This is a genomic window from Streptomyces sp. 8N616, from assembly GCF_052246385.1.
Classification (GTDB): domain Bacteria; phylum Actinomycetota; class Actinomycetes; order Streptomycetales; family Streptomycetaceae; genus Streptomyces.
The window spans coordinates 216,534-228,166 of record NZ_JBQQBY010000005.1; the positions used below are offsets into that span (position 1 = coordinate 216,534).

Genomic DNA, 11,633 nt, shown 5'->3' on the forward strand with positions numbered 1-11,633 from the left:
CGCTTTCAACCCCCCACACAGCACACGAGGAGATCTCTCTTCATGGCTACACACAAGCGTTCCAGCAAGCGACGGCTCACGGTGGCGATATCCGCCGCGGTCGCCGCAATCGCCGGAGGAACCCTGCTGACGCTCCCCGCGGGCGCCGCGCCCGCGGAAGGCAAGATCTACGGCGCCGATGCCAAGGGCGCCGTCGACGGCAGCTACATCGTCATGCTGGACAAGAAGGCCGACAAGAAGGACCTGGCCCAGGAGTACGGCGGCAAGCTCAAGCGCAACTACTCCTCCGCCATCAACGGCTTCTCCGCCAACGGGCTCAGCGAGACCGAGGCCAAGCGGCTCGCCGCCGACCCGGCCGTCGGCAAGGTCGTGCAGAACAAGAAGTTCAGCATCAACGCCACCCAGGAGAACCCGCCGTCCTGGGGCCTGGACCGGATCGACCAGGCCGACACCGAGGGCGACAAGAAGTACACCTACCCGGACGGCGCCGGCGAGGGCGTCACCGCGTACGTCATCGACACCGGTGTGCGGATCAGCCACGAGGACTTCGAGGGCCGGGCGTCGCACGGCTTCGACGCCGTCGACGGCGACGACTCGGCGGACGACGGCAACGGCCACGGCACGCACGTCGCGGGCACCATCGCCGGTACCAACCACGGCGTCGCCAAGAAGGCCAAGATCGTCGCCGTCCGCGTCCTGGACGACCAGGGCTCCGGCACCACCGAGCAGGTCGTCGCGGGCATCGACTGGGTGACGGAGAACCACCAGGGTCCGTCCGTCGCCAACATGAGCCTCGGCGGTGGCGCCGACGAGGCCCTGGACGCGGCTGTGCAGAAGGCGATCGCCTCCGGCGTGACCTTCGGTGTCGCGGCGGGCAACGAGTCCGCCGACGCGGGCGAGGGCTCCCCGGCCCGGGTGAAGGAGGCGATCACCGTCGCTTCCAGCACCGAGAACGACGAGCAGTCGGACTTCTCCAACTTCGGCAGCGTGGTGGACATCTACGCCCCGGGCTCGGAGATCACCTCCGCCTGGAACGACAGCGACACGGGTACGAAGACCATCTCCGGTACCTCGATGGCCACGCCGCACGTCGTCGGTGCCGCCGCCCTCTACCTCGGCAACCACACGGACGCCGCGCCTGACGCGGTGGCGACCGCGCTGACCGAGGGCGCCACGCCGGACAAGATCTCCAACCCGAGCGAAGGCACCCCGAACAAGCTGCTGAAGGTCGTGGAGTAACCCTCCCGCCGTCGCGCCGCTCTCAGTCGCCGGCCGCCGCGCCCTCCCCCACGGGGCGCGGCGGCCGGTTCCGTGTTTCCCGGCATTCCGGGCTTCCGGCATTCTGGGCTTCCGGACTTCCGGACTCCCGGCTTTCTGGCTTCCGGCCCGAGTTATCCACAGGATGCGATCGCCGGAGGCATGATTCGGCGAGTACGGCTACTGTCAGTGACGTAAACGGCGTGATGGACCGACGCCACGTCACGGGGCAGCAGCGAAACGGGGGTACGGGATGCACGGGGGTCTGCCGTTCATCGGCCTCAGCACCATCGTCTACGGCGTCATCGGGCTGGCCACGGTCGTGGGCAGCGGAGTTCTGAAACTCGGGGGGAATCAGCTATGCGGAGCGTCACGGTCATCGTCCCGGCTCACAACGAAGAGGAGGGCCTTCCTGCCACGCTTGAGTCCCTCACCCGGCAAACGGTCCGGGCGGACGAGGTCATCGTCGTCGACGACGGCTCGACCGACCGTACGGGAGAGGTGGCGGCGGGCCACGGCGTGACGGTGCTGCGGCCGCCGCGCAACCTCGGCAGCAAGGCGAAGGCGCAGAACTACGCGCTGCCGCACTGCGACACCGATCTCGTGCTCGCGGTCGACGCCGACACCGTGCTCGCCCCCGACTACATCGAGCGGATCGGACCGGCCTTCGACGACCCCGGTGTGGTCGTGGCGGCGGGCAATGTGCAGACGCGCTTCACGCGGACGGTCTGGGAGCGCGGGCGATCGGTCGAGTACCTCTTCGGCTTTCACTGGCAGCGGCCGATCCAGAACCGCGCCAACAGCCCCATGGTCTGCTCGGGTTGCTGCTCGGCATTCCGGCGCGACGTCCTCGTGGCGTCCGGAGGCTTCCCCGAGCGCACGATCGTCGAGGACATGGACTTCACCTGGTCCCGGCAGATCGAGGGCCGCAGAGCCGTCTACGTCGGCGACGCGGTGGCGTGGGCGGCCGACCCCGAGACCCTCAGATATCTGCGCAAGCAGGTGTGGCGCTGGATGGCGGGCTTCTGCCAGAACGTGCGCCTGCACCTGGGACCGCTCGTGACCAGGAAGCCCCTGCTCGCCCTCTGGATCCTCCTCGCGCTGGTGGAGATCCTCACGGCACCGCTGTGGTGGGCCACGCCCTTCGTCCTCGCGGCGACGACGGAACAGTCCCTGGCATCGGCCCTGGCGTGGTGGGTCGCCGCGGAAGTCCTCCTCACCGCACCACCCCTCGTCTACGCGGCCCACCGCCGCAGACTCCCCCTCCTCGGCGTGCTCCTGAACATCCCCTGCGTCTACCCGAACAAGGTCGTCAACCTCTACTACGCCTGGAAGGCCCTCGCCGTCGAACTCCTCCTGGTCCCGCTCCGGCTGTCCCGGGGACTCACCGTGTACGAGAAGGGCCGCGCTTCGACCCCCTGTCCGGCAGGGTGAGCACCGGGGCTCGCGTAGGGTGCAGGCGTGACGACGTATGTGGCGCTGCTGCGCGGGATCAATGTGGGCGGCCACAAGAAGGTGCCGATGGCGGCCCTGCGGGAACTGCTCGGCGGGCTCGGTTACGGCGACGTCCGCACGCTTCTGCAGAGCGGGAACGCGGTCTTCAGCCGCGACGAGCAGGACCCGGGCCGGGTCGCGGCCGAGCTCGAGCGGGCCCTGGCGGACCGCTTCGGGTTCGAGGTGGCGTGCGTCGTCCTCAGCGCGGCCGAGCTGCGTGCCGTGGTCGAACGGAATCCCTTTCCGCCCTCGTCCTTCGAACCCGCGAAGTTCCTGGTGACCTTCCTGTCGGGACCCGTCGATCCGGGGCGGCTGAGCGGCATCGACCCGGAAGCGTACCTGCCGGACGAGTTCCGGCTCGGCGAGCGCGAGATCTTTCTGCACTGCCCGAACGGCATCGGCAGAAGCAAGCTCGCCGAGGTCCTGGCGAACGCCAAGCTCGGCGTCACCGCCACCGCCCGGAACTGGAACACCGTCACCAAACTGCTGGGGATGACGGACGGCTGACCCTCCGTCAGTGGTGGTCTCCGCCGTGACCACGGCTGTGCCGCCGCCAGGAGAAGCCGCCGGGCAGCCGCACCGTCGTCGTACGTCGGCCGTGGCGGTGCCAGGTGATGTGAGCCTGACGCGGACCGAACGATACGGACCAACCGTGCGGGCTCAGGTTGAGGTGGACGAGCTTGGGGACGATCGTCACGCGCTTGTGGTAGTGGATCGGCATCGGGCGCCTCGCTCGGATCGATGGATCGATGGATCGGCGAATCGACGGGTCAACGGGGCAACGGGGTCGACGTATCGATGGGTCAACGGGGCCAACGGGGTCGACGGATCTACAGGGTCGATGATTTTCTTCCCATGATGTCGGATTGCCGGTCGTGTCCCGGGGGCCGAGACTGGGCGTGTGAGCCGTCCGTACCAGGTCGTACTGGTCGGCGTGCCCATCCACTGCGTGGGCATGCCCGAGCCGGGCGACCCGCCCACCGGCACTGAGCTGGCCCCGGCGGCCCTGCGGGCCGCAGGCCTGGCGGACGCCGTCGCAGCCGCGTCCGACCTCGGTGATCTCGACGTACGGCTCGTCGGCCCGGCCAGGGACGCCAGAACCGGTGTCCAGGGATGGCCGTCCGTGCGCGCCGCCACGGGGGCGCTGCGGGCCCGGCTCGCCGACATCGTGCGCGAGGGCACAGTGCCGCTCGTGCTCGGGGGCGACTGCACCCTGCTTCCCGGAGCGCTGGCGGGCGCGCACGACGCCCTCGGCACTGTGGGCCTGGCCTACCTGGACGGGCACCTCGATCTCTACGACGGCCGGACGTCGACCACGGGCGAGCCCGCGGACATGCCGGTGGCCGTGGTGACCGGCGCCGGTCCAGCCGCGTGGTGTGACGAGGTGGCCGCCCCCATCGTCTCTGCCGACCGGCTCGCCCTCCTCGGACCGCGGGACCGCGAGGAGGCCGCGGGGCTGGCCTCGGTCCTGCCGGAGGAAGTCGGACTGCGGCCCGAACTCAGCCCCGCGGACCTGCGTTCCCGCGGTATGCGCGAGGCCGGGGCGGATGCGCGGGACCGCCTGGCCGCCGGTACGCCGGACGGCCGCCACTGGGTGCACCTCGACGTCGACGTCCTGGACGAGCAGGCCTTCCCGGCCACCGACTACCTGATGCCGGGCGGCCTGACCACCGCCGAACTCCACGACCTGATGCAGCCGCTGACCGCTGACCGCGGCCGCCTGGCGGGCCTGTCGATCGGCTGCTACAACCCGGCCAAGGACCCGGACGGTTCCGGAGCCGAAGCGCTGGTCGGGCTGCTCGGAGATCTGCTGGCGCGCTCGTAACCATGGCCGCTCTCCGGCCATCATGCGCCGGATCCGGGCGAGGACCGGCGAGACCGAGACGGGCCCGCCGCGCCTCACGCGTATGCGTACCGCCTCACGCGCATGCGTACCTGGGGGCCTTGCTCCGCCCCAGCAGCCCAACAGGCCCGAACCTTCCCGGCCGGGAGCAGCCCCCGGCTCCATCAGGCCGTCAGTGCCGCGATCCGCGGTACGCGGGACTCGTCGTAGCGCTGGAGCAGGAGCCGTGCCAGTTCGGGGGACGGGCCGAGGACACCGGCCAGCGCGTCGGCGCCGGCCTCCCGCGCGCCCGCGGCGATGCGGTCCGGCAGGAAGCCGGGAGCGATGACGTACGGCGCGACGGCCACCCGCCGCGCGCCCTCGGCGCGCAGCTGCCGCACCGCGTCCTCGGTGCGGGGAAGTGATGCGGAGGCGAACGCAGGTCGCACGGCGCACCAGCCGGTGTGCCGCCACTCCCGCGCGATTTCAGCGATCACTGCGATCGCCTCCGGGTCCGATGAGCCCGCCGAGGCCAGCACGACCCCGGTCGAGCGCCGGTCGCCGGGGCGCACCCCGGCTTCGTACAGCCGCCGCTCCAGGGTGGCCGTGAGGAGCGGGGACGGGCCGAGTACGTCCGCCTGCCGGAGGGTGAGCCGGGGGAGGCGGGCAGACGCCTCGCGCAGGACGGTCGGGATGTCCGACTTGGCGTGGAAGGCACGGGTGAGCAGCAGCGGCAGGGCTATGACGTCCCGCACAGCCCCGGCGCCCGGCCGTTCCAGGCTGAGTTTTTCCAAGACCTGCGGCACGCTCGGCGCGTTGAACTCGAGAAAGCCGGTCTCGACGCGCAGCCCGGGCCGCAGCGACCGCACCCGCTCGGTGAGCGCGGTGACGGTCGCCGCGTGCCGCGGGTCGCGGCTGCCGTGGGCGACGACGAGGAGTACGGGCGAGGGCGCAGGGGCGTGCATGGGCTTCAGCGCATTCAGCTCTTGACGAGGAGACCGCGGTTCTTCAGCACCCACCGCTCCAGCGGGCTGAAGATCAGCAGGTCGATCGCGATTCCGACGAGGAGGATCAGGAGGATGGCGAGGAAGATGCCGGGCATGTCCGCGTTGTTGCGCCCGTTCTCCAGCAGCTGGCCCAGGCCCAGGCCCAGTTCGGGAGACGAGGCGATGATCTCCGCGGCCATCAGCGAGCGCCACGAGAAGGCCCAGCCCTGCTTCAGCCCCGCCAGGTAGCCGGGCAGCGCGGCCGGCATGACGATGTGCCGGGTGCCGCGGAGTCCGGTGGCGCCCAGAGTGCGTCCGGCGCGCAGAAACAGCGGCGGCACCTGGTCGACGCCGGAGACCAGGCCGTTGGCGATCGAGGGCACCGCGCCGAGCAGGATCACGGCGTACATCATCTTGTCGTTGAGCCCGAGCCAGAGCACGGCCGGCGGCACCCAGGCCACCGACGGCAGCGACTGGAGGCCGGACAGGATCGGGCCGATGGCCGCGCGCACGAACCTCACCCGGGCGACCAGCAGGCCGAGGGGGGTGCCGATGGCGAGCGCCAGCAGGAATCCCAGCAGTCCCCGGGAGACGCTGGTCCAGATGACCTCGTGCAGCTCACCCTGGAGCCACAGATCGGTCACGCTCTCCCACACCGCGGACGGCGCAGGGAGCTTGTACTCCTCGGTGACCTTCGCCCAGACCAGCAGCTGCCAGACGACCATCACCAGGGCGACGGCCAGCAGCGGCGGGAACACCTTCTGTACCAGGGCCTGGCGCAGCGGGGTGCGCCGCACCTGCACCGTGTCCAGGGCGTCCAGGCCCGCCTCGAGCCCGGCCAGGTCGTTCGCGTCCTCGGTCTTCTGCGGCAGCACCGCGTCCTTGGTCTCAGTGCTGGCCATGACGGCGGATCTCCCCACGCAGTTCCTCGGTGATCTCGACGGACAGCTCCGCCACCGCGGCGTCCTCGATGCGGCGCGGCTGCGGGATGTCCACCTTCCATTCACGGGCGACCCGGCCCGGCCGCGAGGACAGCAGCACGACGCGCTGGGCGAGCCGTACCGCCTCCCGCACGTTGTGCGTGACGAACAGGATGGAGACGTCCGTCTCCCGCCAGATACGGGTCAGCTCGTCGTGCAGCACGTCGCGCGTGATCGCGTCGAGCGCGGCGAACGGCTCGTCCATCAGCAGCAGCCGGCTGTCCTGGGCGAGCGCGCGGGCCAGTGCCACGCGCTGCCGCATTCCGCCGGACAGCTCGTGCACCCGCTTGCGGTACGCGCCGGTGAGCCGTACGAGCTCCAGCAGGCGCTCGGCCTCCTCGCGACGCTCGCCGCGCGGCACTCCGCGCAGTTTCAGTGCGAGCTCGATGTTCTTGCCCGCGGTCAGCCACGGGAAGAGGGCGTGCTCCTGGAACATCAGGGCCGGCCGGCCGCCGGGGACTTCGATGCCCCCGGCGGACGGCCGGTCGAGCCCTGCGACCAGGTTGAGCAGGGTGGATTTGCCGCAGCCGGACGCTCCCAGGAGCGTGACGAACTCACCCGGAGCCACATCGATGGTGATGTCGTCCAGTACGAGCTGCTGCGCACCGGGTCGGCCGAAGGACTTCGAGACGTGCGCGATGCGGGCGGCGTAGGACGCTGCGATGTCGGCGTCGGCAGCCTTGGTGAGCGTGGCGGACATGGGTGTCACCTCCTGGAAAGGTCCGGCGTGCAATTACTTGGCGCTGAGACCGGCGTCGTCGACCTCGGGCTTGCCCTCGGCCTTCAGCACCTTGTTCAGCGGGCCGAGGTCGTAGATGCCCTTCAGGTCCGGCTCCTCCAGCAGTCCGGCCTTGACCGCGTGCTCGGCCTCGGTGTTGAGCGTGGCGGCCAGCGGGTCATCTGTGATCTCGATGCTCTTCCACGCCGGGTCGAGCACCTCGGGCGGCAGGGCCTTGCCGGACAGCTTCTTGAGCGCGGCGTTGGCGGAGGCCTTGGCCTTGTCCGGGTTGTCCTTGATCCACTGGTTGGTCTTCACCGAGCCGCGCAGCACGGCCTCGACGACGTCCGGGTGCTCGTCGAGGAAGCTCTGCGACACGATGAGGTTCGTGATCACGAACTTCTTGTCGGGCCACAGCGTGCCCTCGTCGAGGAGGACCTTCCCACCCTCCGCGACGAGCTTGGAGGCCGTCGGCTCGGGCACCCACGCGCCGTCGATGGAACCGGACTTGTAGGCGTCCGGCGTCACCTTGTTGTCCGTGCGGACGACGGACACATCGCCCTTGCCGCTCTCGGCGTCGACCTTCCAGCCCTGCTCGGCGATCCAGTGGAGGAACGCCACGTCCTGCGTGTTGCCCAGCTGCGGGGTGGCGATCTTCTTGCCCTTGACGTCGTCGAGAGTCTTGATCTTCTTCGGGTTGACGACCAGCTTCACGCCGCCCGAGGCGGAACCGCCGATGATCCGCAGGCTCTGGCCCTTGGACTTGGTGTAGCCGTTGATCGCGGGGGAGGGGCCGATCCAGCCGATGTCGATGGAGCGGGAGTTGAGCGCCTCGATCTCGGACGGTCCGGCGTTGAAGGTGGCGGAGGTGAGCTTGGTGCCGCCCAGCTCCTTCTGGAGGATGCCCTCCTGGTCGCCCACCAGCGCCGTGGCGTGGGTGAGGTTCGGGAAGTAGCCGATCTTCACCTCGTCGACGGAGAGCTTCTTGCCCTTGGGAGCCGGCGAGCTGGTGTTGTCCCCCTCCTTGGCCTGCGAGCCGTAGCCGCAGGCGCCGAGGGCGCCGGCCAGAAGCGGGAGGACGGCGGCCGCGGCGAGGAGGCGGCCGCGGCGGGATGGTCGAGCGGAGGTCGTGCGATCGGCAGACACGGGAGGTCTTCCTCTCGTAGAGGCCGGCGTCCGGTCAGGGGACGCCCGGCAGGTCGGTCGGTCTTCGGCGCGGGGGGTGAGGGCTGGGGATGCGGCTCATGAGCGCACACATCGCCCGGTCCCGCCCTGACCGCTGCCGAGGACACCGCTGCCTATGCGGCCGCCCTCCTTGGCGAAGGTCGAGAAGACGTCGACAACCATGCTCAGAAGTCCCATCCCTCGTCGTCCGCGGCCGCCTCGTCCGCCGTCGCGGAGGCGCCGAACGCGGTGCCGACCATGCCGGCCGTCAGGGTCGTGCCGTCCGCCGGGTCGATCAGCAGGAAGGACCCGGTGCGGCGGGAGTCGGCGTACGCGTCCAGGGCGAGGGGCTCCGCGGTGCGTACGACGACCCGGCCGATGTCGTTGGCCGCCAGCTCGCCCGGCGCCGGGTGCTGGGACAGATCGTCCAGGGTCAGCCGGGAGGGGATCTCCTTGACGATCGCCTTCACCGTGCGGGTGGTGTGCTTGAGCAGCACGCGCGCGCCGGGCTTCAGCGGACGGTCGTGGAGGTGGCAGACGGTCGCCTCGATGTCCTGCGTCGTGGCGGGCGCCGAGGCGGTCGGGACGATGATGTCGCCGCGGGAGATGTCCAGGTCGTCGGCCAGCCGGACGGTGACGGACTGCGGGGCCCAGGCCACGTCCACGGAGTCGCCCAGCGCGTCGATGCCCTCGATCGTGCTGGTGAGGCCCGACGGCAGGACGGTGACCTCGTCGCCGGTGCGCAGCACGCCGGAGGCGATCTGGCCCGCGTAGCCGCGGTAGTCGGGGTGCTCGGCGGTCTGGGGGCGGATCACGTACTGGACCGGGAAGCGGGCGGGCTCCTGCGATGCGTCGGTGCCCACCGGCACCGTCTCCAGGTGCTCCAGCACGGTCGGGCCGCCGTACCAGTCCATGTTCGCCGACGCCGTCACCACGTTGTCCCCGGCCAGTGCGGAGATCGGGATGGCGGTGATGTCCGGGACGCCGAGGGAGGCGGCGTACTGCGTGAACTCCTCGGCGATGGCGGCGAAGACGGGCTCGGCGTAGTCGACGAGGTCCATCTTGTTGACCGCAAGGACCACGTGGGGCACCCGGAGGAGCGCGGCCACGGCGGCGTGCCGGCGGGTCTGCTCGACCACGCCGTTGCGCGCGTCGACCAGGACCACGGCGAGCTCCGCGGTGGACGCACCGGTGACCATGTTCCGGGTGTACTGCACGTGCCCGGGGGTGTCGGCCAGGATGAACCGCCGCCGGGGCGTGGCGAAGTAGCGGTACGCGACATCGATGGTGATGCCCTGCTCCCGCTCCGCGCGCAGCCCGTCGGTCAGCAGCGCCAGGTCCGGCGCCTCCTGGCCGCGGCTGCGCGAGGCGTGCTCCACGGCCTCGAGCTGGTCCGCCAGCACCGACTTGGAGTCGTGCAGCAGCCGGCCGACCAGCGTGGACTTGCCGTCGTCGACGGATCCCGCGGTGGCGAAGCGCAGCAGCGAGGTGGCCGCGGCCTCCTCGACGATCGCGCTCGTGGTCGAGCTCGTGCTGGTCATGGCTAGAAGTACCCCTCGCGCTTACGGTCTTCCATCGCGGCCTCGGACAGCTTGTCGTCGGCGCGGGTCGCGCCCCGCTCGGTCAGCCGCGACGCGGCGATCTCCGCGATCACGGCCTCGATCGTGGTCGCGTCGGAGTCCACGGCGCCGGTGCAGGACATGTCGCCGACCGTGCGGTAGCGCACCAGCCGGGTCTCGACCCGCTCACCGTCCTTCGGGCCGCCCCACTCGCCGGGGGCCAGCCACATGCCGCTGCGCTGGAAGACCTCGCGGTCGTGGGCGTAGTAGATCTCCGGGAGTTCGATCTTCTCCCGGGCGATGTACTGCCACACGTCAAGCTCGGTCCAGTTCGACAGCGGGAAGACCCGGACGTGCTCGCCGGGGGAGTGGCGGCCGTTGTAGAGCTGCCACAGCTCGGGGCGCTGGCGCCGCGGGTCCCAGCCGCCGAACTCGTCCCGCAGCGAGAACACCCGCTCCTTGGCGCGGGCCTTCTCCTCGTCCCGCCGCCCGCCGCCGAAGACCGCGTCGAAGCGGTTCTTGTCGATGGCGTCCAGAAGGGGGACGGTCTGCAGCGGGTTGCGGGTGCCGTCGGGGCGCTCGCGCAGCTCGCCGCGGTCGATGAACTCCTGGACGGAGGCGACGTGCAGCCGCAGTCCGTGCCGGGCGACCGTACGGTCCCGGTAGTCGATGACCTCGGGGAAGTTGTGCCCGGTGTCCACATGCAGCAGGGAGAAGGGGATCGCCGCAGGGGCGAACGCCTTCAGCGCCAGGTGCAGCATGACGATCGAGTCCTTGCCGCCGGAGAAGAGGATCACCGGCCGCTCGAACTCGCCCGCCACCTCGCGGAAGATGTGCACCGCCTCGGACTCGAGCGCGTCCAGGTGTGTCAGGGCGTACGGGTTGTCGGTGCCCTCGCTCACGATCGCGGCCGTCGTCACGCTGCACCCCTCTCGTTCGCCCCGCCGCGCCAGCGGCTCGTGTCACTGCCGCCCGCGCGGCGCAGAGGTGCGGCCTCCCCCAACCTCCGGCCGGGGGTGCCCCCAGCCGGCTGCGGCCCGGCGGCCGCGCGTGCGTCGCTCACGCCAATCCCCTCTCAATCAGCAGCGCATGCAGCGCGGCGGCGGACTCCTGCACGGTCTGGTTCTGCGACTCGATCCGCAGGTCGGGCGCCTCCGGCTCCTCGTACGGGTCGTCGACCCCGGTGAGCCCGGAGATCTCGCCGGCCGCCTGCTTGGCGTAGAGACCCTTCACGTCGCGCACGGAGCACACCTCGACGGGGGTCGCGACATGCACCTCGACGTACGCGGTGCCCTCGGTCTGGTGGCGCTTGCGCACCGCCTCGCGGGAGTCCGCGTAAGGCGCGATGACCGGGACGAGCGCCTTCACGCCGTTGCTCGCCAGCAGCTCGGCGACGAAGCCGATGCGCTGCACGTTGGTGTGGCGGTCCTCGCGGGAGAAGCCGAGACCGGCGGAGAGGAACTCGCGGATCTCGTCCCCGTCCAGCACCTCCGCCCGGTGGCCCTCGCCGCGCAGCCGCTCCGCCAGCGCGTAGGCGATCGTCGTCTTGCCCGCGCTCGGCAGACCGGTGAGCCACACCGTGGCGCCCAACATGGGCGCGCTCGCCTCCGGGCGCTCAGACCCGGTGTCTCGCGCGCCGTGGCCTGTCACGCT

At 70.9% G+C, this 11,633-nt stretch carries 12 protein-coding genes; 4 read left to right on the top strand and 8 right to left on the bottom strand.

The window, feature by feature from the left end; genetic code table 11:
• The first annotated feature begins 42 nt into the window (after positions 1 to 42).
• From ACTWQC_RS06725 to ACTWQC_RS06735, 3 genes are all read left to right on the top strand, one after another.
• On the top strand, positions 43 to 1,239 hold the full coding sequence (locus tag ACTWQC_RS06725) for a S8 family serine peptidase (protein WP_443314609.1): 1,197 nt from the start codon (positions 43 to 45) through the stop codon (positions 1,237 to 1,239).
• Positions 1,240 to 1,617: 378 nt separating this feature from the next.
• Positions 1,618 to 2,691 carry a glycosyltransferase family 2 protein gene (locus ACTWQC_RS06730; RefSeq protein ID WP_443314610.1) on the top strand — a complete coding sequence of 358 codons (1,074 nt, stop codon included), beginning with the start codon at positions 1,618 to 1,620 and terminating at the stop codon, positions 2,689 to 2,691.
• 27 nt (positions 2,692 to 2,718) lie between these two features.
• The gene (locus tag ACTWQC_RS06735) at positions 2,719 to 3,258 is read left to right on the top strand and encodes a DUF1697 domain-containing protein (protein WP_443314611.1); all 540 of its coding nucleotides are present in this window, start codon (positions 2,719 to 2,721) and stop codon (positions 3,256 to 3,258) included.
• A 7-nt stretch (positions 3,259 to 3,265) separates the two neighbouring features.
• Here ACTWQC_RS06735 and ACTWQC_RS06740 read toward each other — a convergent pair whose 3' ends face one another.
• Positions 3,266 to 3,472, bottom strand: coding sequence for a DUF4236 domain-containing protein (locus ACTWQC_RS06740; protein ID WP_443314612.1), 207 nt, complete (start codon positions 3,470 to 3,472; stop codon positions 3,266 to 3,268).
• Between the two features lie 180 nt (positions 3,473 to 3,652).
• Between ACTWQC_RS06740 and ACTWQC_RS06745 the strand changes: the two genes are divergently transcribed.
• On the top strand, positions 3,653 to 4,576 hold the full coding sequence (locus ACTWQC_RS06745; RefSeq protein ID WP_443314613.1) for an arginase family protein: 924 nt from the start codon (positions 3,653 to 3,655) through the stop codon (positions 4,574 to 4,576).
• A 182-nt stretch (positions 4,577 to 4,758) separates the two neighbouring features.
• On the opposite strand, the gene ACTWQC_RS06750 is transcribed toward ACTWQC_RS06745, so the two are convergent.
• The 7 genes from ACTWQC_RS06750 to cysC form a co-directional block, all read right to left on the bottom strand.
• Positions 4,759 to 5,538, bottom strand: coding sequence for a sirohydrochlorin chelatase (locus ACTWQC_RS06750; protein WP_443314614.1), 780 nt, complete (start codon positions 5,536 to 5,538; stop codon positions 4,759 to 4,761).
• Positions 5,539 to 5,552: 14 nt separating this feature from the next.
• Positions 5,553 to 6,461 carry an ABC transporter permease gene (locus tag ACTWQC_RS06755; RefSeq protein WP_443314615.1) on the bottom strand — a complete coding sequence of 303 codons (909 nt, stop codon included), beginning with the start codon at positions 6,459 to 6,461 and terminating at the stop codon, positions 5,553 to 5,555.
• Positions 6,448 to 7,239: an ABC transporter ATP-binding protein gene (locus tag ACTWQC_RS06760; protein WP_443314616.1), complete on the bottom strand. Its 792-nt coding sequence runs from the start codon at positions 7,237 to 7,239 to the stop codon at positions 6,448 to 6,450. The genes ACTWQC_RS06755 and ACTWQC_RS06760 overlap by 14 nt, the downstream gene beginning before the upstream one ends.
• A gap of 33 nt (positions 7,240 to 7,272) precedes the next feature.
• A complete protein-coding gene (locus ACTWQC_RS06765; RefSeq protein WP_443314617.1) occupies positions 7,273 to 8,403 on the bottom strand; it encodes an ABC transporter substrate-binding protein in 1,131 nt (376 codons plus the stop codon).
• A gap of 203 nt (positions 8,404 to 8,606) precedes the next feature.
• The gene (locus tag ACTWQC_RS06770) at positions 8,607 to 9,962 is read right to left on the bottom strand and encodes a sulfate adenylyltransferase subunit 1 (RefSeq protein WP_443314618.1); all 1,356 of its coding nucleotides are present in this window, start codon (positions 9,960 to 9,962) and stop codon (positions 8,607 to 8,609) included.
• 2 nt (positions 9,963 to 9,964) lie between these two features.
• Positions 9,965 to 10,900, bottom strand: a complete 936-nt coding sequence (gene cysD / locus ACTWQC_RS06775) for a sulfate adenylyltransferase subunit CysD (protein WP_443314619.1) — start codon at positions 10,898 to 10,900, stop codon at positions 9,965 to 9,967.
• Between the two features lie 139 nt (positions 10,901 to 11,039).
• On the bottom strand, positions 11,040 to 11,573 hold the full coding sequence (cysC, locus tag ACTWQC_RS06780) for an adenylyl-sulfate kinase (protein WP_443314661.1): 534 nt from the start codon (positions 11,571 to 11,573) through the stop codon (positions 11,040 to 11,042).
• Positions 11,574 to 11,633 lie beyond the last annotated feature (60 nt).